The 24,467-nt window shown below is 55.8% G+C and carries 27 protein-coding genes; 20 read left to right on the top strand and 7 right to left on the bottom strand.

What is annotated here, in order from left to right; translation table 11 throughout:
- Nucleotide 1 precedes the first annotated feature (1 nt).
- Nucleotides 2–1,393 carry a diguanylate cyclase domain-containing protein gene (locus KIN_RS12355; protein ID WP_159807331.1) on the top strand — a complete coding sequence of 464 codons (1,392 nt, stop codon included), beginning with the start codon at nucleotides 2–4 and terminating at the stop codon, nucleotides 1,391–1,393.
- Here the strand turns inward: KIN_RS12355 and KIN_RS12350 are convergent.
- The 4 genes from KIN_RS12350 to KIN_RS12335 are packed head-to-tail and all read right to left on the bottom strand — an operon-like array spanning nucleotide 1,390 to nucleotide 3,306.
- Nucleotides 1,390–1,878: a periplasmic heavy metal sensor gene (locus tag KIN_RS12350; protein WP_159807328.1), complete on the bottom strand. Its 489-nt coding sequence runs from the start codon at nucleotides 1,876–1,878 to the stop codon at nucleotides 1,390–1,392. The two genes, KIN_RS12355 and KIN_RS12350, sit on opposite strands and share 4 nt — an antisense overlap.
- Nucleotides 1,875–2,231, bottom strand: coding sequence for a hypothetical protein (locus tag KIN_RS12345; protein WP_159807326.1), 357 nt, complete (start codon nucleotides 2,229–2,231; stop codon nucleotides 1,875–1,877). The genes KIN_RS12350 and KIN_RS12345 overlap by 4 nt, the downstream gene beginning before the upstream one ends.
- On the bottom strand, nucleotides 2,224–2,808 hold the full coding sequence (locus KIN_RS12340) for an RNA polymerase sigma factor (protein WP_159807324.1): 585 nt from the start codon (nucleotides 2,806–2,808) through the stop codon (nucleotides 2,224–2,226). Before KIN_RS12340 ends, KIN_RS12345 begins: the two co-directional genes overlap by 8 nt.
- 48 nt (nucleotides 2,809–2,856) lie before the next feature.
- Nucleotides 2,857–3,306, bottom strand: a complete 450-nt coding sequence (locus tag KIN_RS12335) for an EF-hand domain-containing protein (RefSeq protein ID WP_159808049.1) — start codon at nucleotides 3,304–3,306, stop codon at nucleotides 2,857–2,859.
- A 183-nt stretch (nucleotides 3,307–3,489) separates the two neighbouring features.
- On the opposite strand from KIN_RS12335, the gene KIN_RS12330 reads away from it, so the two are divergent.
- Nucleotides 3,490–3,885 carry a DUF983 domain-containing protein gene (locus KIN_RS12330; RefSeq protein ID WP_159807322.1) on the top strand — a complete coding sequence of 132 codons (396 nt, stop codon included), beginning with the start codon at nucleotides 3,490–3,492 and terminating at the stop codon, nucleotides 3,883–3,885.
- 48 nt (nucleotides 3,886–3,933) lie between these two features.
- Nucleotides 3,934–4,626, top strand: coding sequence for an NUDIX hydrolase (locus KIN_RS12325; RefSeq protein WP_159807320.1), 693 nt, complete (start codon nucleotides 3,934–3,936; stop codon nucleotides 4,624–4,626).
- Here the strand turns inward: KIN_RS12325 and KIN_RS12320 are convergent.
- On the bottom strand, nucleotides 4,623–5,546 hold the full coding sequence (locus KIN_RS12320) for a lytic transglycosylase domain-containing protein (RefSeq protein WP_159807318.1): 924 nt from the start codon (nucleotides 5,544–5,546) through the stop codon (nucleotides 4,623–4,625). The two genes, KIN_RS12325 and KIN_RS12320, sit on opposite strands and share 4 nt — an antisense overlap.
- Nucleotides 5,547–5,919: 373 nt before the next feature.
- Here KIN_RS12320 and KIN_RS12315 point away from each other — a divergent pair, with 373 nt between their 5' ends.
- The 17 genes from KIN_RS12315 to pdeM all read left to right on the top strand — a co-directional run bounded on the left by KIN_RS12315 (nucleotide 5,920) and on the right by pdeM (nucleotide 22,569).
- Nucleotides 5,920–6,114, top strand: coding sequence for a Flp family type IVb pilin (locus KIN_RS12315; protein ID WP_159807316.1), 195 nt, complete (start codon nucleotides 5,920–5,922; stop codon nucleotides 6,112–6,114).
- A 232-nt stretch (nucleotides 6,115–6,346) separates the two neighbouring features.
- On the top strand, nucleotides 6,347–6,538 hold the full coding sequence (locus KIN_RS12310; RefSeq protein ID WP_159807314.1) for a hypothetical protein: 192 nt from the start codon (nucleotides 6,347–6,349) through the stop codon (nucleotides 6,536–6,538).
- 249 nt (nucleotides 6,539–6,787) lie between these two features.
- Nucleotides 6,788–7,012, top strand: a complete 225-nt coding sequence (locus tag KIN_RS12305; protein ID WP_159807312.1) for a hypothetical protein — start codon at nucleotides 6,788–6,790, stop codon at nucleotides 7,010–7,012.
- Nucleotides 7,013–7,146: 134 nt separating this feature from the next.
- Entirely contained in the window at nucleotides 7,147–7,980 is an 834-nt protein-coding gene (gene cpaB, locus KIN_RS12300) for a Flp pilus assembly protein CpaB (protein ID WP_159807310.1), read from the top strand.
- A 237-nt stretch (nucleotides 7,981–8,217) separates the two neighbouring features.
- A complete protein-coding gene (locus KIN_RS12295; protein WP_159807308.1) occupies nucleotides 8,218–9,639 on the top strand; it encodes a type II and III secretion system protein family protein in 1,422 nt (473 codons plus the stop codon).
- 5 nt (nucleotides 9,640–9,644) lie between these two features.
- The gene (locus KIN_RS12290) at nucleotides 9,645–10,292 is read left to right on the top strand and encodes an OmpA family protein (RefSeq protein ID WP_159807306.1); all 648 of its coding nucleotides are present in this window, start codon (nucleotides 9,645–9,647) and stop codon (nucleotides 10,290–10,292) included.
- A 199-nt stretch (nucleotides 10,293–10,491) separates the two neighbouring features.
- Complete coding sequence (locus KIN_RS12285; protein ID WP_159808047.1) at nucleotides 10,492–11,727, top strand: CpaE/TadZ family protein; 1,236 nt, start codon at nucleotides 10,492–10,494, stop codon at nucleotides 11,725–11,727.
- Nucleotides 11,728–11,738: 11 nt separating this feature from the next.
- A complete protein-coding gene (locus tag KIN_RS12280) occupies nucleotides 11,739–13,169 on the top strand; it encodes a TadA family conjugal transfer-associated ATPase (protein ID WP_159807304.1) in 1,431 nt (476 codons plus the stop codon).
- A gap of 5 nt (nucleotides 13,170–13,174) precedes the next feature.
- Nucleotides 13,175–14,143 carry a type II secretion system F family protein gene (locus tag KIN_RS12275; protein WP_159807302.1) on the top strand — a complete coding sequence of 323 codons (969 nt, stop codon included), beginning with the start codon at nucleotides 13,175–13,177 and terminating at the stop codon, nucleotides 14,141–14,143.
- 3 nt (nucleotides 14,144–14,146) lie between these two features.
- On the top strand, nucleotides 14,147–15,133 hold the full coding sequence (locus KIN_RS12270; RefSeq protein ID WP_159807300.1) for a type II secretion system F family protein: 987 nt from the start codon (nucleotides 14,147–14,149) through the stop codon (nucleotides 15,131–15,133).
- 25 nt (nucleotides 15,134–15,158) lie between these two features.
- On the top strand, nucleotides 15,159–15,689 hold the full coding sequence (locus tag KIN_RS12265; protein ID WP_159808045.1) for a tetratricopeptide repeat protein: 531 nt from the start codon (nucleotides 15,159–15,161) through the stop codon (nucleotides 15,687–15,689).
- Nucleotides 15,690–15,724: 35 nt separating this feature from the next.
- Complete coding sequence (locus KIN_RS12260) at nucleotides 15,725–16,570, top strand: tetratricopeptide repeat protein (RefSeq protein ID WP_159807280.1); 846 nt, start codon at nucleotides 15,725–15,727, stop codon at nucleotides 16,568–16,570.
- A gap of 2 nt (nucleotides 16,571–16,572) precedes the next feature.
- A complete protein-coding gene (locus KIN_RS12255) occupies nucleotides 16,573–17,064 on the top strand; it encodes an A24 family peptidase (protein WP_159807278.1) in 492 nt (163 codons plus the stop codon).
- A gap of 176 nt (nucleotides 17,065–17,240) precedes the next feature.
- On the top strand, nucleotides 17,241–18,554 hold the full coding sequence (locus KIN_RS12250) for an ATP-binding protein (RefSeq protein WP_159807276.1): 1,314 nt from the start codon (nucleotides 17,241–17,243) through the stop codon (nucleotides 18,552–18,554).
- Nucleotides 18,512–19,360 (top strand): NAD(P)-dependent oxidoreductase, encoded by an 849-nt coding sequence (locus KIN_RS12245; protein WP_159807274.1) that lies wholly within the window; start codon nucleotides 18,512–18,514, stop codon nucleotides 19,358–19,360. Before KIN_RS12250 ends, KIN_RS12245 begins: the two co-directional genes overlap by 43 nt.
- A gap of 55 nt (nucleotides 19,361–19,415) precedes the next feature.
- Nucleotides 19,416–21,857 (top strand): ligase-associated DNA damage response DEXH box helicase, encoded by a 2,442-nt coding sequence (locus tag KIN_RS12240; RefSeq protein WP_159807272.1) that lies wholly within the window; start codon nucleotides 19,416–19,418, stop codon nucleotides 21,855–21,857.
- A 49-nt stretch (nucleotides 21,858–21,906) separates the two neighbouring features.
- Nucleotides 21,907–22,569 (top strand): ligase-associated DNA damage response endonuclease PdeM, encoded by a 663-nt coding sequence (gene pdeM, locus KIN_RS12235; protein WP_159807270.1) that lies wholly within the window; start codon nucleotides 21,907–21,909, stop codon nucleotides 22,567–22,569.
- 3 nt (nucleotides 22,570–22,572) lie between these two features.
- Here the strand turns inward: pdeM and KIN_RS12230 are convergent, their stop codons facing one another.
- Both KIN_RS12230 and folD read right to left on the bottom strand, forming a co-directional pair.
- Nucleotides 22,573–23,355, bottom strand: coding sequence for a LytTR family DNA-binding domain-containing protein (locus tag KIN_RS12230; protein WP_159807268.1), 783 nt, complete (start codon nucleotides 23,353–23,355; stop codon nucleotides 22,573–22,575).
- Nucleotides 23,356–23,547: 192 nt separating this feature from the next.
- The gene (gene folD, locus KIN_RS12225; RefSeq protein WP_159807266.1) at nucleotides 23,548–24,441 is read right to left on the bottom strand and encodes a bifunctional methylenetetrahydrofolate dehydrogenase/methenyltetrahydrofolate cyclohydrolase FolD; all 894 of its coding nucleotides are present in this window, start codon (nucleotides 24,439–24,441) and stop codon (nucleotides 23,548–23,550) included.
- Nucleotides 24,442–24,467 lie beyond the last annotated feature (26 nt).

Here is a 24,467-nt window from a genome sequence, read left to right as displayed (position 1 = left end):
CATGACAGGCACGGTTATTCATCTGGATGCGATTGCGACGAACCGCATCGTTTTGAAAGCTATGCTGGGGCGGGCGCATTATGATGTTCTCAGTCTGGAACATGCCGACCCGGAAAGCGTGCTGAGCCTTGCCCGATCAGCCGAAGCGCTGATCGTCGATCAAAGCTACGATGGCGGTGCCGGATTGGCGCTGTGTGCTGCGATCAAACGGGATCCCGCGCTGCGGGATTTGCCAGTCATTCTGACCTCGCCGCTGCAGGGCACGGAAATTTCGGCCGCTGAAGCGTTTTCTAACGGGGCAGATGATTACCTGCCACGCCCGTTTGATGATCAGGTGTTTCTGGCCCGACTGCGCAATCTGATCGGGGCGCGGGAACGATTGCGCCATCTGATCGATCACCTTGATCCGGTTGAGGAAGAGGCCCCCCTTGATGATCTACCCCAAGGGCGCGTCGCGCTTTTGGCGACAGAGGTTGCGCTGGCCCAGCACCACCAGCATGGATTGTCTCTTTTGCTCGAAACGCCACTTCGGCAGTTGAACGCGAGCGATCTCATGATGCCCTGTGACGGCAGTTCCGGGTACGATGTCATCGTCATTGCCTGCAGGCTGCGTGAGGTTCGCAGCCAGCTTATGTTGCTCAGCGATTTGCGCACACGAAGTCCGTCCCGTGATGCGGCTGTCATTATGATGGTTCATGACGATGACGGGATGGGCGTCCCCCATGCGCCATTGTCCGCCCTTGCTGTCGAGGCGATGGGCCTAGGTGCCAGCGATTTTCTGACGCCAGAATTCAGCGTTATCGAAACAGTCGCGCGGATCAATGCGCGCTTGGCCGGCAAGCTGCGGGAAGATCAATTGCGGGCCCGCATCCAGACCAGCTTGCGCGACGCCTGCATTGACCCGCTGACCGGCCTGCACAATCGGCGTTATGCAATGACGCGACTGGGACAGATTAGACACCAAGCCTCGGCCCAAGGCAGTGAGTTTGCCGTTCTGATGCTTGATATTGATCACTTCAAAACGATCAACGACCGGCACGGTCACTCGGCGGGCGACAGCGTCTTGCGGATGCTGGCACGGGCCCTGAAGCGAAACCTGCGTGACACGGATCTGCTGGCCCGGATCGGCGGCGAAGAATTCCTGATTGCGCTGCCGAAGACATCTGCCAACGAGGCACGGCATACGGCGGATCGGCTTCTGGCGATCACGAAGGCGCTGAACTACCGCGCTGCAGTGCCCCACATGGCCCAACCCGTGACGCTGTCCATCGGACTGAGCATGAGCGGCGAGAGTTGTGAAACCGGGGAGCTTATGGCCCGGGCGGATACCGCGCTCTATCACGCGAAATCTGCCGGGCGGGACCGGGTGACGGAAAGCGCCGTGGCGGCCTAGTCGGTCGACACCCGGTTTCGACGCTGGCGAATGGCCCCTTCAAGGCGCTCCGCAAACGCCGCACGTGCCTGTGGCGTCATGGAGGACAGATGATCCACCAGAATATCCTGCCCAGTGGCACGCATCTGATCGCCAACGGATCGTTGCTGGTCCAGCAGGTTTGAAAAGGCAATGGGATCAAAGGGCTCTGCCCTCAATGCTGTGAGAATTCTAGGCGTTAGACGCCGCTGAGTCTGGCGGGTCGCGCGCATGTCTGAATTGCCCTCACGCAGCTTACGGACGATGGCGCGGCGGTCCTCGCCGTCCAGCGCACGAACGAATGGCGCGAAACTGCCCGCGCCACGAAGCGACCGCTCGCTGCCCCTGTCCGGGCCGCCCAACCGCGCGCCAGCAAAAAGCCCAACCACCAGAAGATTGGCGCTGAGTGACGCAATCAGCAATAGCTTGAGCCAAAGCGGAACACTCCGCCCTCTGGTGTCACTCATAACGGATCCTCAAACGGATTTGCCGGTGCAAAATAGTCCTCGAGCAAGCTGATCTCGTCGGCGGTGTCGTCGTAGCTGGTCGTGACATCGACAAGTGTCGGGTTGAAGAACCCAAGCACGATACCGGCCAGCGCACCACCGGCCAGCCCGGCCACTGACGGCCAGTTGGCGAACAGATCCCGGGCCGCAGGTTTTCGGTGCCGGTTTGTTTGAAGGCGCGCGGCGTCGGCCAGAATACGGGCTTGCAGGTCTTCAGGAAGCGGCGGCGCAATGCGCGCGTCCGCCAGATGTTGATCCAGCAGGTCATTCCGCGGACCGATCTCGGCCTGGCTCTCTTTTTTGAGGTCACTCATATCCCAACTCCCCCTTACGGCTGGCCAAGGCGCTGGCCAGATTTCGTTTGCCCCGGGCGGTCAGACTTTCCACCGCCTCTACGCCAATCTCAAGAATGATCGCGATCTCGGGGTTAGACAGACCTTCTATATGGCGAAGTATGACGGCCTGCCGCTGGCGCGCCGGAAGATCGTTGAGGGCCATCTGCAGCGCGTCATATCTGTCTTTCTCTATCAGATGCTCCTGAACCGATGGTCGCTCGTCCAACACCTGATCCGCGTCCTCAAGATCGGTCCCCCGCCGCTTGCGCAGCCGGTCGATACATAAGTTGCGCGCAACTTGGTATAGCCATGTGCTGACCTTGGCTCCGCCATCTTGCCAGTCGGGCGCGATATGCCAAAGTTTTATCATAGCGTCCTGCACGACATCCTCCGCCTCGACCGGATCGGACAGAAGCCGGGTCGCGAACCGCAAAAGCGGCGGCGCGAGACGCTCTGTCAGAAGAGACGCCGCGCGGGCATCGCCCGCCGCGAATGCGGCCAAAAGTTCCGCGTCGGTCCACGTCTCGCGCGCACGCCGGGTGAAGGGCCATGTCATGGCGCTTGCACCTAGCGTGGGTCAAACCTGCATGCAAATTCACACACCTCAGTTCTGACGGCGCTCGCGTTTGCGGCCCCGCGCGTCCTGAGCGGCTTCAAACTCGGCTCGGGACAAGACACCATCGTCATTTGTATCAATCCGACCAAACATGCGGTCGCTCCGATTCTGGTCGGGTTCAAGCTCAGCCAAGGTCAGACGTCCGTCATTGTCAGCGTCGCGACGCTCGAACAGGCGATCCGCGCGGTCGCTTTGAGATTGCTGCATATGTGCAAGGACCTCGTCGCGGGTCAGCACATCATCCCCGTTGGCATCAGCCGCCGTGATCCGCCGTGTTTGCGCGGCCTGCAGTTCCAGCCGGGTGAGTTCGCCGTTGCCATCTGCATCCATTGCTTCAAAGGACGCACGTTTGCCTGCGGCCCCTTGGGCTTGAACGACCGCGGGCGTGGCCATGGCAAATGCTGTGAGGAACAGAACAGCTCTTGTTTTGTGTTTCATTTTTGTCTCCAGAAGGTTTCGTTGAGATCATTTTCACAATCCTGCCTATAGAACGGGCCTGCGGACCACTTCCGTCGTTTGACGTTGCAATTTTTCGCGACATGGCGCCGCAAGACAGGCTGCCACAGTGCACATCCGGAAAAATCGGCGTATATGCCAAAGTCAATAAAGAGGGTCACAACGATGCCACGCGACACGACGGCAGAAGAACATCTCAGGGATATGAAGCCCGCTATGCTGCGTGGCTGGCGTCGTCGCTGCCCATCCTGCGGAACGGGCCCGATGTTCAAAGGGTATTTGGCGGTTCGGGGCGAGTGCCCTGTCTGCAACGAAGATCTTAGCCATCACAGGGCAGATGACGGTCCGGCGTACCTCACGATTTTGATTGTGGGGCACCTGATGGCCCCGCTTCTTCTTTGGGCCTTCGTGGAATACGAACCGGATCCACTTATCATTGCGTCGTTGTTTTCCGTAGGGTGCGTGGCCCTGTCCCTGTATCTGTTGCCCCGGTTGAAAGGCGTGATTGTGGGCATTCAGTGGGCGAAGCGCATGCATGGCTTCGGGGAAAGCAAGGACTGATCCGACTTCCCGGTTGCAAGACTTCCCCGCGACGTTGAATGTCAAGGGATGAGCGAGACGAAATCACCCGACATTCCCATAAGAGACGCCGCAAGCGTCATTGTTTTGCGGGGGCGAGGTTCAGACGCGCGTGTCTTGATGGGTCAGCGCGGCAAAACCGCAGCGTTCATGCCCAACAAGTATGTTTTCCCCGGCGGCGCGGTAGATGACAGCGACAGGGCGATCCCGCTTGAACCCGGGTTGAGCCACACCGCCACGGCTGCGCTTTCGCTCATGTCAGAGCGAGCGCCCGATGCACTGGCTGCGGCGGCCATCCGTGAGCTTTGGGAAGAAACGGGATTAAGATTGGGAACGCCGGGGACGCCCCCCTCTGATCAGCACCCGGACTGGACTACATTCTATGGGACCGGTTTGGTTCCCGCTGCCGGTGCCTTGCAGTTCGTGTTTCGCGCTATTACCCCGCCCGGCAGGCCCCGCCGGTTTGATGCGCGTTTCTTCTTGATTGATGCGACCGAGATTGCAGGCGACCCCGACGACTTCACCCATGCCTGTGATGAGCTCAGTCATCTCCATTGGGTGGCACTGTCCGACGCCCCTGCCCTTAATCTTCCGTTTGTGACGGAGGTCGTTCTTGCCGAAATTGCCGCGCGTGCCAGAGGTGAGATGCAAGCGCCAGGCGTCCCATTCTTCAAGAATGACACAACCACATCGCAGTTCTTGCGGCTGGGCGAGAGCCTCTAGCTCATGGTTCTGAAGACACAGGCGTCTGAATAGAGATCGGGAGGCGTCAGGCAAAGGGCGCGCGCCAGCTTCCAAGCAGCCAGCACCTTTGGCACATAGGCACGGGTTTCGGCGTAAGGCGGTACGCCCTGGTGCTTCTTCACCGCGTTCTCACCGGCATTGTATCCCGCAAGCGCAAGAATGGGATCGCCTTTGAACTCCTTGAGCAACCAATGCAGGTATGCGACGCCGCCTTTGATGTTCTGCGCCGGATCCGTCGAGTCCTTAACGCCGAACCGGCTTGCGGTCGCGGGAATCAACTGCATCAGGCCGACGGCGCCTGCGCTGCTCTTGACAGCTTCCCGACCGCCCGATTCGACTGCGATGAGGGCTAGAACAAACGCAGGCGAGACATCCTTGCCCAGAGTTTCGATCAGAATCTGACGCCCATGGGCTTTGGCAATCTTCTGCAGCGTTTCAAGACGGGGACTTAAAAGCGCACTTGCTTCCGGCGCGACATCGAGATGATCCATCGCCGCTGTGAACCGCCCCGGTCCGCTGGCCGTAATACTCGGCGAGACCTCGTTCCAAAACCAAGCGACATCCTTGCTGGCACTCTTCAACGGCGGCTTGGGTGTCTTAACTATAGTTTCAGGTACGGCGCCAAGAAGATCGCGCTTCTGCGCTTCCGGATCGATCTGCACAGTGATCCGCTTTTTAGCCCCTGCGGAGGGGGGCTTCACTCTGTTAAATGTGAAATTGCCGCCAAACGCAGGTTTAAGTTTCTTTGGCTCTTCTTTCTTAGGAGCCTTTTCAGCGGCTACCGCTGCATCTTCTTTTTTCGGGTCGTCCGCGATGTCTTCTGCAGTCGCGTTAGACGTCGAGAGAGACAGGGTGAGAATGAGACTCAGGCTTCCAAGAAGACGTCCGGAATTTACCATGTGCTCAAAACCCTCTGATTTCTCATTTTCTTTAAGAGAGCGTTTACAGAATTCCGGAAACAACACCAGAAAAACCCCTCTCAATGTTCACCAGATGCCTCTTATTGCGACGCTCTGAGTCCAAAACAACACGGGGAAACACCTGACGTCAAAATATATTTCCTTTATTTAACATATGGATAAGCGATTTATCATGGTTTCTGGATGATGCACCTAAATTGCACGAATCCCGACAAACTCTTGCCCGATTTGAGGGTCTTTATAGCTGCATACCAAGGCGGTGACGCGGTGTTGAACAGAGGCTCACCGGGATCACGACAACGCCAAGGTGGATATTAAACTGAACTGAATACATCCTATGGAGGGATATACTATGACACTGCTCGCAACTGTAAAAACATTCTTCGCTGACGAATCCGGTGCTGTTACTGTTGACTGGGTTGTTCTGACCGCAGCCATCGTTGGCCTGGGCATCGCAGTTATGGCTTCCGTTTCGGACGGCCTGGAATCGGTTTCCACCAAAATCAAATCCGAGCTGGAAAGCACACAGATCACAAGCACCTTCTAAGGCTTGGGTGTAGATACTACACCGGGATTTTCGCTCACGTGAGAGCGAATGCAGGAGGCCACGCCATCGGTGTGGCCTCTTTCGAATCTGAGACGTCTGAAATGATCCGTAACACAGGCTCGCGTTAAACTAAATTGCCGGATTATTTCACAATTCCGCCCCACTGCTGAACCCTTCGAGCAATAGAATAGTAGTTAAGATAAGCACAGGCTACTTTCTTGGAGAACAAAAAATGAAACATATCCTGAGAGACTTCGCGTTCAGTGAAAACGGCGCGGTGACGGTTGATTGGGTCGTGCTGACTGCAGGTATGGCCTTTATGGGCTTTGTCGCTGCGGCATCCGTATGGGATGGCGCCGCGCATATCGGAAGCACGATCGATAATGATGTCACCGCAATCAAAATCGAAAAAAGCTTCAAATAACAAAGATATAGCACGCTGAGCGCCTTCGTTGATTTGTTGATAAGACACATCAAGGGGGCCTCAGTTGCAAAAAATCGCTGGGTGAAGACTAAACTTGCCCATTTGAGCGCCTGACCTTCCGTCATGAGAAAAAATGGCGGAAAACTGCCGACGCCCAAAAGCTGAACACATTTTCGACAAAATCAATCGCTTTAAGAATAGTTAAGGACCGTGGGGGCCCGATCCTGCGGTTTCTTTGTGGAGACCAGAATGAAGCGATTTATAACAAGTTTTCTAGCTTGCGAAGATGGCGCGGTGACAGTTGACTGGATTATCCTGACAACTGGCGTTGTGAGTTTGGCCGTCGCGTCCGCAGCTATTGTGTTGAATGGGACGCAGGATGTTAGTCAAACCCTGAACGAGGGGCTTATCGACATTGAAGTCAGGGCCAGCGGCGATGATGGCGCGGGAACAACGTCGTCTCCAGGCCTTTAGAGCAACGACAATTTTGTCATCGCTTGACCTCCTCGTCACCATGCTTATGCCTCATTCTCCGGAAACAATACGCGGAAATAAGTAGGGCCTGTCGCTGATTTGTGACGGGTGCGATTTCTGAAAAGGGGCACATAATGCGTATAGTTTTCGGACTTGTACTGATCATGGGGATTGGGCTTGCCGGTTTCGCAGTTTATCTGGCGAAGGGCCGGTTTGACGAATATCAACGAACCGTTGCAGAACAGCAGCGGCAAATCCAAAGCAACGTACCACTGACACCAATCTTTGTTGTGAAGCGGCGTATTGCATATGGCGAACGGCTTACAAAAGATGACGTGAAACGGGTTAATTGGCCCGAAAACGCGATTCCGAAAGGCGCGTTCCTAGATCCCGTGGTCTTATTTCCCGAAAACGGTGATCTTCGTACAGTGCTGCGCGTGATGGAAGAAGACGAAGCCGTCCTTGAAGTTAAAGTGACCCGGCCTGGTGAAGATGCTGGCGTTTCCTCACGGTTGGCAAAAGGCATGCGTGCGTTCGCCTTGCGCGTTGATGTCTCTTCCGGTGTGTCTGGATTTCTACGTCCTGGCGACTTTGTCGACGTGTACTGGACCGGGGACAGCGAAGGCCGCGAGGTCACACAGCTGATCGACACCAGCGTCAAATTGTTGGCGGTTGATCAGATCGCGGATGGCGATCGATCCGCACCTACGGTCGCTCGCACTGTGACTGTGGCGGCAACGCCAAATCAGGTCGCGGCCTTTGCCCAAGCCCAATCGACCGGACGTCTGCAGCTGTCATTGGTTGGCGCGGGCGACGACACCGAGGTCTCTTCGATCGAGGTCGACCAAAACAGTCTTCTTGGAATTCAGGAAAAAGAGCGGGTCGTCATCGAGAAAGAGAAAGTTTGCACGGTTAAGACACGCCGTGGTGCAGAAGTGGTCGAAATTCCGATCCCTTGCACGAACTGAAGCAGATAACCTTCAGCAAATCTTACCTTTTACTAGATAAGCCGGAATCGCGAGATGCACATCATCTTGCGGTTTCGCCCTATGCCGCACGACTAGATTTGGGAAAGTGTTGCGGCTTATCCACATAAGCGTCACCCTCTAAATACCTGTTTATTGAAATAAAAAACGAACTGGCTCATGGTGACGGCAAATTGGGCTCAAGACCCTTTAACCCCAGTGATCAGAGAGGCAGGTCACATGCATATAAAGAAAGTAGTAAGCGCAGGTCTGATCGGACTCGCCGCAGTTGCGGTGGTTCCGGCGGCGACTTTCGCACAGGATCTTCGGGTGACCGATCAACAGGCATCACGAAGCCTGAACGTGTCGATCAACCGGGCAGTCGTCGTAGAAAGCGACGTTCCTTTCGCAGAACTGTCGGTGGCAAACCCCGGCATCGCGGATATTGCAACATTGTCTGATCGCACCTTGTACGTGCTAGGCCGGACGCCAGGTCGCACCACCCTGACCCTTCTGGGGCCAGAAGGTCGCCTGATCACGAACGTTGAAGTTCGTGTCACACCAGACGTCGCCGAATTTAAAGAACGCCTAGAGCAAGTTCTTCCTGGCGAGAAGATCGAAGTCCGGACGGCGAATGATGGCATCGTCCTCAGCGGCTCTGTCTCCGGCATCGAAAAACTGGACCGCGCGTTGAGCCTGGCTGAGCGTTATGCACCTGGTGCGGTTTCGAACCTGCTTACGGTTGGTGGCAAGCAGCAAGTCATGTTGAAAGTACGGTTTGCCGAGATGGCACGTTCGGTCAGCAAAGACCTGTCCGCAAGCCTTGGCTTTTCCGGCGCTGATGGCAACTTCGGCACCAGTGGTTTCACCAACACTCTACAAAGCGGCGCCAACCCTACGACGCTTTTCCCGGGAGATGGCAGCAGAGGCAGCTTTACATCGGGACGTGAACGCAACGGCGTCTTCACCTTCGGCTTCGGCAGCAACAGCTTCGGTGCTCAACTTGTTATCGAAGCGCTGGAAAGCAAAGGCCTGGTGCGGACGCTGTCCGAGCCCAACCTGACTGCGCTTTCCGGCCAAACAGCCGAGTTTCTTGCCGGTGGTGAATACCCAGTCCCGGTCGTCGAAGATGACAGTGTCGGTATCGAGTATCGGCCTTTCGGCGTCGAGCTTGAGTTTACACCGACTGTAATCGACGGTGACCTCATTAATCTCGAACTTGGTACGTTCGTAAGCGCGATCGATCCGACTATCACCGTTCAAAACGGTGGGTTTGCGGTAAATGCTTTTACCAAGCGCGGCTCAACCACAACGGTCCAGATGCGTGACGGCGAAAGTTTTGCAATTGCAGGTCTGTTGGAAGATGACTTCCGCGATCTGGCTGGTCAGGTTCCATGGTTGGGTGACATCCCTGTTCTTGGCGCATTGTTCCGGAGTTCCAACTACGAACGTCGCCAATCTGAGCTGGTTATCATTGTCTCCGCGCATTTGGTCACACCGGCTCGTGGCGAGGCGTTTATACTTCCAACAGATCGCATACGCCCACCCACCGAACGTGAACTGTTCCTGAACGGCAAGGTCGCTAGCACTACGCGCCCTGGCGGAACAGGTGAAGTTGCTCGCCAGGACTTTTCTGGCTCCTATGGCTACGTATTGGAGTAAGACAGATGCGTAAGACAACAAGTCAAATCACCCTGATCTGCGTCCTTTCGATGGGCCTTGCGGCCTGCACCGACACAGGTAAGTTTTACACGGAAGCAGGCGCTGAAATCGATGAAGGCGGCTTCGGGAACCCAACGATGAACAACATGCTGGTCAGCATGGGCGAAATTTCAGCGACAGAGTCGCTGGGCCGCCGGTTCGCGGGCGAAGTCGATGACATGGTCAACTTCGCATTCAATTCCGCTACGTTGGATGAAAGTGCGAAAGCAACTCTGCGCCAGCAGGCCGGTTGGATCCGTCAGTTCCCCGAAGTGAAGTTCCGCGTGTACGGTCACACGGATTTGGTTGGTAGCAACGCCTATAACAAGCAGTTGGGCCTGCGTCGTGCACAAGCCGTCGTCGCCTATCTGTCGAGCCAAGGCGTCAGCCGGTCTCGTCTGGAAGCTTTGGCCTCGTTCGGCGAAACGCGCCCAGTCGTAAAGACCCAAAGTGCAGAACGGCGTAACCGTCGTACTGTGACAGAGGTCTCTGGATTTACAGACGGTGCCGGTGCAGGTCTCAACGGCAAATATGCTGAGGTGGTGTTCCGTGAATACCTGAACTCCGCTGTGAGCGATAAGACCATTGCTATCGACGCCGCGGGTGCAGGCTAAACCGCCTATTCCTTCAATTTTCGCTAATTTGGCCGCACTTTCGCCCCTTTTCCTAACCATTCCTTGTCAAGAAACACGCCACAATAAGCTCTAATCAGCGCGAATGGCTTTTGACGAAAAACAGTTACCTCGGCGCTAACGCTTCAGAAACGCGTTCGAGGTAGCAGGGAATGATCCTCCGGATCGCTTGGGAATGAGCATGACGAGTAGTGAAGCGAACGAAACGGATCCCGCGCCAATTGCAGCCTGTACGGTGGCGCGGGATGTCCAAAATTTCGATCTCCTGATCGAAGACATGGAAACAGAGCTTGGCGAAGCTTGGGGTGATCTCAACTTCGCCGACGCCGCTTCCTACCTTTCCCAACCCGATGCCCGAGAACTGAAATTCATCGCGATCGCTGTAAATGGCGAGGATGAGGATAATCTGGCAGGCGTTGGCAACATCATAAGTCAGGCCAAGAAACTGGGTGTTCAGGTCATTCTGATTGCAGAAGACGTCTCACCTATCGCCTTGCATCAATTGCTGAAGTTTGGTGCAGATGACTTTGTTCCCTACCCCCTGCCCGATGGTGCCTTGCATGAGGCTATCACGCGCCTGGACCGTCCCAAGCCGGTCATGGCGCAAGAAAGCACTGGTCAAGGTGGTGCCGTTGGGAACCACGATGGCGTCATCCTGCCGGTTCACGGTCTGGCAGGCGGCACTGGATCATCGACGTTTGTCGTGAACCTTGCGTGGGAGCTGGCAAATCTCGAGAAAAAGTCGACCGTCAAGGTCTGCATTTTGGACTTCGACTTCCAGTTCGGATCGATCGCCACGTATCTGGATCTGCCTCGACGCGAAGCCGTCTATGAAATGCTGTCCGACGTGGAGACGCTGGATGACGAAGCGTTTAGAGCTACCCTACTGAGCTTTAATGATAAAATCGATGTTCTGACCGCACCATCAGAGATGTTACCGCTCGACATCATGAGCGCAGAAGACATTGAGAAGATCGTGAAGATCGCGCAGCGCAACTTCGACTATGTCCTTATCGATATGCCCAGCACCCTCGTGCAATGGACTGAAACAATACTCGGTATGTCGCATGTCTATTTCGGAACGATGGAAATGGATCTGCGCTCGGCACAAAACGCGTTGCGCATGGTCCGCGCGCTGAAGTCCGAGGATCTGCCTTATGAAAAGATCAGATATGTCCTGAACCGAGCGCCCAAGTTTACGGATCTGTCCGGCAAAAGCCGGGTCAAGCGGATGGCCGAAAGTCTTGACATAGACATCGAACTCTTGATGCCGGACGGCGGCGTTGCCGTATCTCAGAGCTGTGACCACGGCATACCGCTTGCCGAAGGGGCCGCGAAGAACCCACTGCGCAAAGAAATCGTCAAACTCGCTAAATCGCTACACGAAGTGAACCAGTCAGCGATTGCTGCGGAATAAGGACCGACGTCATGTTCTCACGCTACAAAAAATCCGATAGCGATGCGGCACCGGCCAGCGCCCCCGCCGCTCAGTCTGCTGCTCCAAAATCAGCGTCAACCATTCGCAAACCTGAACCAAGGAAAGTGGCCCCAGCGGAAGTAGTCGCTCAGGACAAAGAGCTGAAACGCAGGCAAAAACTTGAGGAAGTCCGCTCGGAGTTGCACCATCGCCTCTTGGACAACCTGAACCTCAGCGCGCTGGAAAGCGCGCAGGAATCTGATCTGAAGGCCGAAATCATCTCGATTTGTGCCGAAGGTCTGGAGGAGATGTCGATCGTTCTCAACAAGGAGGAACGGCAGACCCTGCATGCGGAGCTCTACGACGAGGTTACTGGTCTTGGCCCTCTTGAGCCGCTCCTGAAAGACGAAAGCGTCAACGATATTCTCGTCAACGGTCCAAATCGGGTTTTCATCGAGGTCGATGGTAAACTCAGCCTCACCAATACGCGCTTCAAAGACGAACGCCACCTGCTGCGGATCATCGATAAGATCGTGTCTGCCGTTGGGCGCCGCGTTGACGAATCCAACCCCTATGTTGACGCCCGCCTCAAGGATGGCTCGCGTTTCAACGCTATGGTTCCGCCCATCGCGGTGGACGGTTCTCTCGTCTCCATTCGTAAGTTCAAGAAAGAAAAGCTGGGCATTGATGATCTGGTCCGGTTTGGCGCATTTTCAGAGGAAATGGCCGCCTACCTGCAAGCCGCAGTAGCCTGTCGCCTGAATGTGATCGTGTCGGGCGGTACGGGTTCCGGTAAAACGACCACGCTGAACGCGCTTTCCAGCTTTATCGACAACTCCGAACGGATTTTGACGATCGAGGATACAGCGGAACTTCAGCTTCAACAGGTTCATGTTGGCCGGATGGAAAGCCGCCCCGCAAATGTGGAAGGCAAAGGTGCGGTTTCGCAGCGCGATTGCCTGAGAAACGCACTTCGGATGCGGCCGGACCGTATCATCGTGGGTGAGACCCGTGGCGAAGAAGTGATCGACATGCTGCAGGCGATGAACACAGGCCACGATGGCTCTATGACAACGATTCACGCAAACTCTGCCCGGGATGGTGTGTCACGTCTTGAAAATATGATCGCGATGGCCGGAATTGAGATGCCTATCAAGGCTGTTCGCGCGCAGATCTCCAGCGCTGTGAACCTGATCGTGCAAGCATCTCGACTGCAGGATGGCTCTCGCCGGATGGTTTCGATTACCGAGATTACAGGTATGGAAGGTGACGTGATCTCCATGCAGGAAGTGTTTCGGTATCAGCGACTTGGCCTTCAACCCGATGGCAAGATTATCGGTCAGTTCACGCCGCTTGGCGTGAGATCCCACTATTCAGAGCGGTTCAAGCAATGGGGCTATGATTTGCCAGCCTCCATCTACGAACCCGTTGCGGCGGAGTAAGCGCAATGCAAATCAGTTTTGAGCCGCTTCTCTACGGCCTTATCTTCATTGCCGTTCTTGCGATGGTCGAAGGCATCTATCTCGTTGCTTTCGGCAAGTCGATCAGCCTGAACAACAAGGTAAATCGTCGTCTGGACATGATTCAGAAGGGCGGTTCTCGCGAGAAGGTCCTCGAACAGCTCCGCAAGGAGATGAACCAGCATATGAACTCGGGCGGCCTTCCGCTTTATTCCATGCTGGCAGACAAGGCGCTGCGCGCGAATATCGCGTTCACACCAACCACTTTGATGGTGATCATGGGCGTTGTTTCCGTGTTTGTCTTCGTGATCCTGACACGCATGACCGAAGCCAACGTCGCGATCCGCGGGGCGATCTCAGTCGCCATGGGCGTCGGCGGCGTCTATGTCTGGGTCAACAACAAAGCCAAAAAACGTCTCGCGATGCTGGAAGAACAGCTGCCGGACGCAATTGAACTGATGGTTCGGTCCTTGCGAGTTGGACATCCCTTCTCTTCCGCGATCAACATCGTGGCAAAGGAGGTTGCTGATCCGCTTGGCACCGAGTTTGGCGTTATTGCGGATGAAAGCGCCTACGGTCGCGATGTAAGTGAAAGTCTCAAGCATCTCGCTGAGCGCATGGACATGCAGGATTTGCGCTTCCTCGCGGTTGCGGTAACCATCCAGCAGACATCGGGCGGTAATCTAGCGGAAATTTTGCACGGACTGTCTCAGGTCATTCGCGCGCGCTTCAAACTGTTTCGCCGGGTCAAGGCGATCACGGCCGAGGCAAAGTGGTCCGGGATGTTCCTGTCTGTCTTCCCAATTCTGGCGCTTGTCGGCATCAATGTGCTTGAGCCCGATTATTACGCAGACGTGAAAGACACGCCGATGTTTATCCCAGCGGCGATTGTGGTGGGCGTATTCCTCACAATTAACGTCATCTTCATGCGCATCATGGTCAATATTAAGGTCTGAGCTATGGAAATTCTGAATTCCCTTAACGACTATCTGGTCGAATTGCTTGGGCCACTCGGCCCCCTATTTGCGGTCGGTTTTCTTGGCCTGATCATGGTCCTTCTGACCCTTCCGATCATGTTGCGGAAAGAGAAGGATCCGCTCGATCGGATCCGGGCAGAAGCTGCACGGGGTGGGCGTCGCGAAGCCTCTCCAAATGCGCCGGAGCTGCGCCACAAGTCGGGCACTGACAAGCTGGACAAGTACGCCAACTTTCTTGAACCGCAGACCAAAGAAGAACTTGATGGCGTTAAACTGAAGCTTCTGCAGGCGGGCTATAAAGGCAAGTCCGCGGTTCGTACCTACTACTTCCTGCAGTTCGCGCTCGGGATCTCATTCCTGATCCTGGGTCTTCTTTATGTTCTTGTTTTGGGCAGCGACGACATGTCGTCGACAAACCTTATTGTGTCGATCCTTTTGCCCGGCTTTTGCGGCTATTACTTGCCAAAGTACTGGGTCACCCGCAGACAAGGCGAGCGCCAAGACCAGATCGAAAGCGGGTTCCCGGACGCGCTTGATTTGATGCTGGTCTGTGTCGAGGCGGGTCAATCCCTGGACCAGGCCATCCTACGCGTCGCCACGGAAATTCGGGCCGGATATCCTGCGCTTGCGGACGAATTTGAGGCCGTCGCCAACGAAATGAAGGCGGGTAAGGACAGAATTCAGGTTCTCAAGGATATGTCAGAGCGCGCAGGCGTCGCGGATGTCGGATCTTTCGTCACCGTTTTGGTTCAATCTGCGAGCTTTGGTACCTCGATTGCCGACGCGCTTCGGGTTTATGCGAGCGAAATGCGTGACAAACGGGTGATGCGCGCAGAAGAAAAAGCAAACGTGCTGCCAACAAAGCTGACATTGGGAACCATGATGTTTACGGTGCCCCCACTGATGATTATTCTGATTGGTCCTTCGGTCTATGACATCTACACCAATCTCAACGCTGGCGCTCTTTAAGGTTTTTCCCGTGATTTTGGGGGCCATGCTTCTAACCGCATGCGCCGAACCTGAACCGCTTCTTGGCGACGGAGCCGATCCTTTTGCGCCGACGGGTGCTGTCCGCGGCGACAGCGTCGACGGTCTGATTGTCGGCCATCGGCTGATGGAGGCGGGGCAATTCGAACTGGCTTTGAAAGCCTACTATCGCGCCGCCGGAGAGACCGGCCTTAACGCAGATGTTCTAAGCGCGATAGGCTCGGCCAATCTGCGGTTGGGTCGCCTTGGTCAGTCCGAGCGCATGCTGCGCGAAGCGATTGAAACAGACCAGAGGTTTGTTCCCGCCTGGAACAATCTGGGCGTCGTTTTGATGGAAACGGGCCGCGTCGGGGAAGCCAGTCGCGTTTTTCAAACGGCTTTCGCGCTCGATAGTGGCAATTCTGACGAAATCCGTGAAAACCTGCGCCGTGCCCTCGCGCAAATCGACAATCCGAACTATGATACCCCAAAACAAGACGAAGCTTTCGACTTGGTGAGGCGTGGAACAGGACGCTATCTGCTTTTGCAGACACCATGAAACAGAAGGCAAATTGAGCAGTAAAGGGACCTTCAATGCGCAAGATGACTGTAGCAGTTCTGTGTCTTATTGGCACAACCGCCCTCACGGCATGCGAAAAAAGTGAAGAGGCTGATGTCAGCCGCACGCTGAAGGATTTGAACGTCATCGATGAGTCAAATCTCAACGATGTCATGTTGAATGCCGCGGATCCAAACGAAGCTGTCGCCTATTTTCGGCGCGCTGCGACCAGCAATCCGGAAAAAATATCATTGCAGCGGGGCTTGGGCCTGTCGCTTGTGCGCGCAGGTCGGGCAACTGAAGGTGCTGTGGTCTGGTCAAAGGTTCTTGAACATAAAGAGTCCAAGGATGCGGATAAAATCCAGTATGCAGACGCCCTGATCCGTACGGGTGAGTGGAAGAAAGCGGAGGATATGCTGGATAGCGTGCCGCCGACGCTTGAGACTTTTGAGCGCTATCGTCTAGAGGCCATAATCGCCGATACGAATAAGGAATGGAAAAAGGCCGACAGCTTCTACGAGATTGCCACAGGCATGACGACACAGCCAGCTTCCGTCATGAACAACTGGGGCTATTCCAAGCTCAGCCGCGGCGAATACAGCGAAGCGGAGCGGTTGTTCACGGAGGCAGTCACCTACGATCCTTCCCTCTTTACTGCAAAAAACAACCTCGTCCTCGCGCGGGGTGCACAGCGCAAATACACCTTACCGCTGATCCGCGTATCCCAAGCCGAACGTGCGCAGCTCTTGCACACCATGGCGCTGGCGGCCGTAAAACAAGGCGACGTTTCGACTGGTAAAGGTCTGCTTCAGGACGCCATTGATACGCATCCTCAGTATTTTGAAGCGGCAGTCCGCTCTCTAGAGACATTGGAAAGCTAAAAATGGCGCTCGACCCGGCTGTTGCCGGATGGTTCTTATTGTTCGCGTTGCCTATCTGCTTATGGGCTGCGTGGACCGACCTCTCCAGTATGCTTATCAAGAATGAAGCGGTTCTGGCGCTACTCGCGGTGTTTGTGGTCATAGGCTTTCTGACACTCCCCCTCCCCGTCTTCGGACAACAGTTGCTTCATCTGGTGATCGTGCTGATTGTTACGTTTCTGTTGACATTGATCGGGCTGATCGGCGCGGGCGATGCAAAATTTGCGGCTGCGATCGCGCCGTTCGTCGCGCGCGAAGACATTTTCAACATGATGCTGATCTTCTCTGTCTGCGCGATTGTCGGATTTTTGTCACATCGTTTGGCCCGCAGCATCGGTCCAATCCGCAGGCTTGCACCGAACTGGAAGAGCTGGGGTGAAAAAGAAACATTTCCAATGGGTTATCCCTTGGGGTTCTCGCTTATCATCTATCTTCTGTTTGCATTCTTCGACTGAGTTGCAACAAATTTTGAGAATTTCACCGTAAAACTGCCTCATTTTGCAGGTCCAGTGTGCCTGAGTTTTACAGTTTGCAAACAGAGACGCGCTTAGTCTGAAGGGACCCAATGGGAGTTGATCAGTTTTGGTCGAAGTGGGGAAACAATGCAGCGCGCACAGATGAGGCCACGCAAATGAACATGCAGACCACTCCGGGCGTTTTGGCTCCGGCGCCGCCCAAGACATTGCAAGACACCGGTCTGAGCATTGTCATGATGCGCGATATTCTTTTGAAAACGATCTTCCGTAAGAACCTCGAGACTGTGGAAGAAATGTCGAAGGCCATTTGCCTGACTGTTCCCTTGACGCAGCAACTTGTAGAAATCGCGCGCGACCAGAAACTGGTGGAAGCGCAAGGTACGCTGCATGCGGGTTCCGGCTCGGAGATGACGTTTCAGTTAAGCGATGCTGGCAAGGCGCGCGCGCTTGATGCGTTGAGTCAGTCTGAATACTACGGTGCGCTCCCCGTCCCGCTTGAGATGTACAAAGAACAAACCGAACGCCAATCGGTGCGCAACATTCAGATCACGGAAGATCGGTTGCTCGGTTCCATGGGCCATCTGATCTTGCCCCAACACCTGCTCAATCACCTCGGCCCTGCCGTCAGCTCAGGACGGTCCATTCTGATGTACGGCCCCCCCGGAAACGGCAAATCGGCAATTTCCAACGGTATCCGCGACGCCTTGGGTGACCGGATCTATATTCCCCAATGTATCGAATATGCTGGTCAGGTTGTGACGCTTTACGACCCGATCGTTCATACACTTGTGGACGAAGAAGAAGCTGCGGTCAGTAGCCTGCGTCGGACCGATAACAGATACGACAAGCGATACCTTCTGTGTGAACGGCCAACGGTTATGACCGGTGGCGAGCTTTCGTTGAGCATGCTTGACCTGAATTACAATGCTGTTTCCCGCACCTATCAGGCGTCGTTGCAGTTGAAATCCACCGGTGGCGTCTTCATCGTGGACGACCTTGGCCGCCAAGAAGAACCGCCACAGGCGCTGATCAACCGTTGGATTGTTCCGATGGAAGCAGGTTACGATATTCTTGCGTTGCAATCGGGTGAGAAATTCGAGGTGCCGTTCGATACCCTCGTGATCTTCTCAACAAACTTCCACCCGAACGAGATGTTTGACGGCGCGGCGTTGCGCCGGATTTTCTACAAGATCAAAATCGACGGCCCGACGCAGGAAGAGTTCCTTAAAGTCTTTGCCATGGTCGCAAAGAAAAAAAACATGCCGCTCGATGAGGAAACGCTGATCCACCTGCTGAAGGTAAAGTATCCGACAATCGACAACATCTACGCCAACTACCACGCGAACTTTCTGATTGATCAGATGATTTCGGTCTGTGAGTACGAAGGCTCGCCAAATCAGATGACGCCCGATCTGATTGATCGCGCATGGGCGAACATGTACGTGAAAGACGAAGTCATCAAGCATTGAAGATCGGTGTCGCGGGATGCGGACGAATGGGCGCGCCAATGTTGCGCGCCCTCCGCGATGCTGGCTTTGACGCGCGCGGTCTCGATGTTCGCGCACCTGCGGAGTTTGGTGACCTTGCCGACCTAATCACAAATGATGCGGGTGCATTTTCTGATCGGTTGACGACACTCATTTCTGTCGTTCGTGACGTTCCGCAGACCGAAGATGTCCTGTGGGGCGCCCAGAATGTCGTCGGGAAAGCCCAAGAGCTGGACACCGTGATTGTCAGCTCAACCCTATCGCCACGGTTCATAAGAAGCGCGCAAGAGCGCCTTCCCCCTAACATCGCACTCATTGACGCGCCAATGTCCGGAGCGCAGGTCGCGGCTGAAAACCGCAGCCTGACGTTCATGCTGGGCGGCAGCGCCGAGGTTTTGGATAAGATCCAACCCCTGTTTGATGCCATGGGCGCGACATTCTTCCGAATGGGCGCGACGGGCGCCGGAATGCAAGCGAAGGTTCTGAATAATCTTTTGGCGGCATCCCACACTGCCATGACCCGCCTTGTCTTGAACTGGGCGGACGATGCGGGCCTCGCGGAACGAGACTTGTTAGACCTGATCAATGCGTCCTCGGGGCAGAATTGGTTAGCCTCCGGGTTTGACGAGATTGAATTCGCGCGGGATGGGTTGGCCGACGACAATTCCATCGGAATTCTGGTCAAGGACGTGAAAAGCGCGTTGGATGCAGCGCCAAAAACCGCTGACCTGAGCTTGCCTCACGCATTGATCACGGCACTCGAACATTTGAAACCCAGACAAAAATAAGCAGACCGCCGAGACCCAGTGTTAAATCCGGTTTCAAATGCGCTATGTCAGAGGAATGCAAACTCTGCCCTCTCCGATAAGCGATTGGTTTAGTTCTAAAAACTGGACTGTGCATCCGCATCAACAGGCGATGCTGGATCAGAGCGATCAGGCCTCGCTTTTGCTGATCGCGCCAACCGGTGGTGGTAAGACTATGGCCGGGTTCCTGCCGACACTCGCCGATTTGCATGAGATCCCGCGCGCAAGACTTCATACGCTTTACATCTCGCCACTCAAAGCGTTGGCGACCGACATCAAGCGCAACCTGCGCACACCTGTGGATGAGATCGGGATGGATGTTCGCATCGAAGACCGGACCGGCGACACCAGCTACACGCAACGCCGTCGCCAACGTGCGGACCCGCCCCATATCTTGCTTACGACGCCGGAAAGCCTTGCCCTGCTGCTCAGCTATGAAGATGCGCCGCGGATGTTCGATGGCCTGCAGCGGGTGATTATCGACGAAATTCACGCGTTGGCGGAATCGAAGCGCGGCGATCAACTCATGCTGGCGCTCAGCCGATTGCAGTCCATCGCACCTGATCTCAGACGTGTCGGGCTAAGCGCAACAGTCGAGGATCCTGATGGGATCGCACGTTTCATGGCGTGCCACCCGCAAGAGACGACGATTATTCATGCAGACCCCGGCCCTGATCCCGATATCGCAATGCTGGAGACTGACATCCCGCCCCCTTGGTCGGGCGGAGGCGGGAAGTATGCGATCCCGGCTGTTCTGGATCAGGTGCGCAGGCACAACACCACGCTCATTTTTCACAACACGCGCGCGCAGGCCGAGATTTTCTTCCATCATCTTTGGCTTGCCAATGAGGACCAACTGCCGATCGGCATTCATCATGGAAGCCTCGCGCGAGAGCAGCGCTTGCGGGTGGAGCAGGCCATGGTGGATGGTAGTCTCAAGGCGATTGTCTGCACCGGCAGCCTGGATTTGGGCATCGACTGGGGCGACGTCGATCTGGTGATCCAAGTCGGCGCACCAAAGAATGTAAAGCGGCTGGTGCAAAGGATCGGGCGGGCCAATCACCAGTATAACGCGCCGTCGAAGGCGCTTTTGGTGCCCGCAAACCGGTTTGAAATCGTGGAATGCAAGGCGGCGCTCGATGCCGTCTACGCCCATGATCTCGACGGCGACCCCCGGCCACCCGGACCGCGGGATGTGCTTTGCCAGCACATTCTGGCGTGTGCAGCCGCCGGACCGTTTGATGCCGAAACCCTTTACGGTGAAGTCACAACCGCCGGGCCTTACGCAGATCTGTCGCCGGAGGCGTTCGAGAAATGCCTGAATTTCTGCGCAACCGGTGGGTATGCCCTGCGCGCCTATGACCGCTATCAACGATTGGTCTTCCGAGACGAGCAATGGACGCTCAGGGATCCACGCGCCGCGGCGCAAATTCGGATGAACCTTGGCACGATCATTGACACTGAAACCTTGAAGGTACGTCTGAAGAACAGGGGCGGCGGGACACCGTTAGGTGAAATTGAAGAAGGATTTGCGGCGACTCTGACCCCTGGCGATACGTTTCTCATCGGGGGTCAGATCGTCCGCTATGAAGGCTTGAAGGAAATGACGGTGGAGGTGACCCGGAATCCGTCGGACACACCCAAAATTGCAACCTTTATGGGCACCAAATTCGCGACATCCACGCAATTGTCCGATCGCATCATGGAGATTTTCCAACAACCCAGCTGGCCCAACTTGCCAGAACACACTGCGAGTTGGTTGGCCTTGCAACGGGACCGCTCCAAACTGCCGGAACCCGACCGCCTTTTGATCGAAGCGTTTCCCCATGACGGACGGGCGCATACATGCGTCTACGGATTTGCCGGGCGCAACGCGCAACAGACGCTGGGGCTGCTCCTGACCCAACGGATGGAGCAACAGGGTCTTGACCCGTTGGGGTTTGTGGCAACGGACTACGCGACGCTTATCTGGGGCCTCAGCCCACTTACAGATCCCGAACCGTTGTTTGATCCGCAAAACCTACGCGAAGGGTTGGAAACTTGGTTGGCGGGCAACGCGGTCATGAAGCGGACATTTCGAAACTCCGCAATCATCGGCGGTCTGATCGACAGGATGACGGTTGGAAAGCGGAAGTCCGGCAGGCAGGCTACGTTCTCGAGCGATATCCTCTATGACACGCTGCGCAAATATGACCCCGATCACCTGATGCTCGACATCACACGCGAAGAAGCGATGAAGGGTCTGGTGGATTTTAGCCGCATCGAAGATATGGCGCGGCGGCGTGGTGGGTCGATTGATCTCTACACGCTAGACCGGGTAAGCCCACTGGCTGCACCCCTGTTTCTTGAGGCTGGCCGCGTGCCGGTCAAAGGCCGCGCCGAAGAACGTCTACTGGAAGAAGCGGCACAAAACCTGATGGAAACCGCGGGCCTTGATCAGATCGAACCTGCGCCGAAGCGGTGGGCCGTGCCGTTCTGAGGAGCTATCACCTCTGGAGTCTGATGGGCCTTCCGGCTAAGAACACAATATGAACATCCTGCCCTTTATCTTCTGCGGCGTTCCCTTGAGTGCGCTGCCAACCGGAGCGCTGTTCTGGCAGACACATCGTATCTTGGTGGTGTCGGATTTGCATCTGGGAAAGTCCGAGCGTATCGCGCGACGCAGCGGTCAGATGCTTCCACCCTATGAGACGACCGATACGCTTGGGAGACTTGAGGACGCCATCAATGCGACGGATCCAACTACCGTCATTTGTCTGGGCGACAGCTTTGATGATCTGGAGGCTGGACGTACGCTCAGTGAAACTCACGTAGCGTGGGTGACACGTTTGATGGCTGGGCGGCGATGGATATGGATCGAAGGCAATCATGATCCAGGACCGCTTGAGTTTGGCGGGACGCATCTGGCGAGCTTTACGCAGGATCAGATTGTGTTTCGACATATTGCCAGTGAAAGCTCGGAGCCGGAAATTTCCGGCCACTATCATCCAAAGGCGGAAATTCCGCTGCGTGGGCGTCTTTTGTCGCGGCCCTGCTTTCTCTTCGACGAGCGCAAGCTGATCCTTCCCGCATTCGGCACCTATACAGGCGGCTTGCGCAGCAGCAGTCCTGAGCTGTCGGGGCTCATGAGCGTTCAGGCCAAAGCCATCTTGACGGGCCCGTCCCCCTGCGTCGTTCCAATGCCACGCTGACGATCAGATCAGGCCGGAGGACCGGATTGCATCGCGGTAGGTTCGACTGACGGGTACCCGTGCGCCGTCCCGCATCACCAGATAAAGTCTGCCATCCACCCGCTCATGTCCTGCGACAGCGTCGGTTGCGACCCAGTGTGACCTATGAACTTGCAAGCCATTGAAGCCCTGCAATTCTTGGATCGCGTCTGACATCCTTAGCAAAATCATCTGGCGCCCCCCGTCGCAATGAGCCTCGACGTAGTGATCCTGCATTGCAAGTCGCATCAAACCGGTTCTGTTTTCGGGGTTCAGCCGCTTGAGAAATGCGATCTCAACCGTACCGATTGCTGAGGCCGTGTCAGAATCAACAACAGCAGTGTCGTTTGCGGCGGCGGGCTTGGATCTGACAGAGGTCACAATGCCGCTAACGCCCAGAAACGTCGCCGCTGTAAATCCAAACATTGGTAAGGGCGCCAGCAAATCGGCCAGTCTGTGCGGCAGGAACAACGCATTCAGTCCAAAAATGAAGGGGGTCATCACAGCGCCAAACACCAGCGCTGCTGCAAGAAAGCCCAAAGGCAGGAACCGTTCAGGCACGTAGACCCGCCGGGCGACCTGCAATCCGAAAGCGATCGGAATCGAAAACCCGACGATTGTGAACCAGTAAAGGAGACGGGCGATGAGCCCTGTCGTCTCATACATCCCAAACGGACCGACGATGCCGAGAATGGAGGACACAACAATCCAGGAGGCAACCACCGGTGCGGGACGGATGGATCTCAAGAACTCTTTGGCAATCGGCATAACAAATAAACAGCGTGTAATTCACGAATAGAACGTGACGTTCACGTAAACCAAATTGTGGCGCCGTGCAAATCGCCGCACATCTTTCCCCAGCGGCAACCCGCGTCGCTTACAAGGGATGACACATTTTGAGGCGGGAGACTTATTGAGTGCCCGTGTCGCCCGGCTACTGATTTTTCCTAAAATAGGCGGTCAAACCGTCAGGTCTTTAGGCTCCGCCAGTCCGTTGGCCCGGCAACATGCTGTGACTGTATTTGCCAAAAGACAGGCGATTGTCATTGGCCCCACACCACCGGGAACCGGCGTGATCGCACCTGCAACCGCTGCGCAGCTTTCGTAGTCCACATCGCCCACCAAGCGGGTTTTACCCCCCTCCGCGTCGATCCGATTGATGCCCACATCGATCACGGTCGCACCGGGCTTGATCCAATCGCCTGGAACCATCTGGGGCCGCCCGACAGCCGCAACAACGATATCGGCCCGACGCACAACATCCGGTAAATCCTTCGTTCTGCTATGTGCTATCGTGACCGTGCAACTGTCCCCCAGCAGCAATTGCGCCATGGGTTTGCCCACAATATTGGAGCGTCCGATGACAACGGCATCAAGCCCACTGAGGCTGCCGTGATGGTCGCGCAGCATCATGAGGCATCCCAGAGGCGTGCACGGCACCATCGATTTCTGCCCCGTTCCCAGAAGGCCCACATTCGAAATGTGGAAACCATCTACATCCTTGGCGGGGTCAATGGCATTGATCACCAGATCTTCATCAAGATGCGCGGGCAGCGGCAGCTGAACCAGGATACCGTGGATAGTGGCGTCGTCGTTGAGCTGCTTAATCAACGTGAGCAGCGCGTCCTCTGTGGTGTCGGGATCAAGCCGATGCTCGACAGACTTCATGCCGGCCTCAATCGTCTGTTTTCCTTTTGACCGCACATAGACCTGCGACGCAGGATCTTCACCGACGAGAACGACGGCCAGCCCCGGTGTGAGGTTGTTCTCTTCCTTGAGACGGGCCACATGGGTGGCAACCTTAGCGCGCACGGTGGCCGCGAAGGCCTTTCCGTCGATAATCTGTGCAGTCATGGACTCTCTTTCGGCTTGTGGGGCGT

The organism is Litoreibacter roseus (genome assembly GCF_009811795.1).
In the GTDB taxonomy this organism is placed as follows: domain Bacteria; phylum Pseudomonadota; class Alphaproteobacteria; order Rhodobacterales; family Rhodobacteraceae; genus Litoreibacter; species Litoreibacter roseus.
Note: the sequence above shows the minus strand (reverse complement) of the source record. Positions and strands in the feature narration are given on the sequence as shown.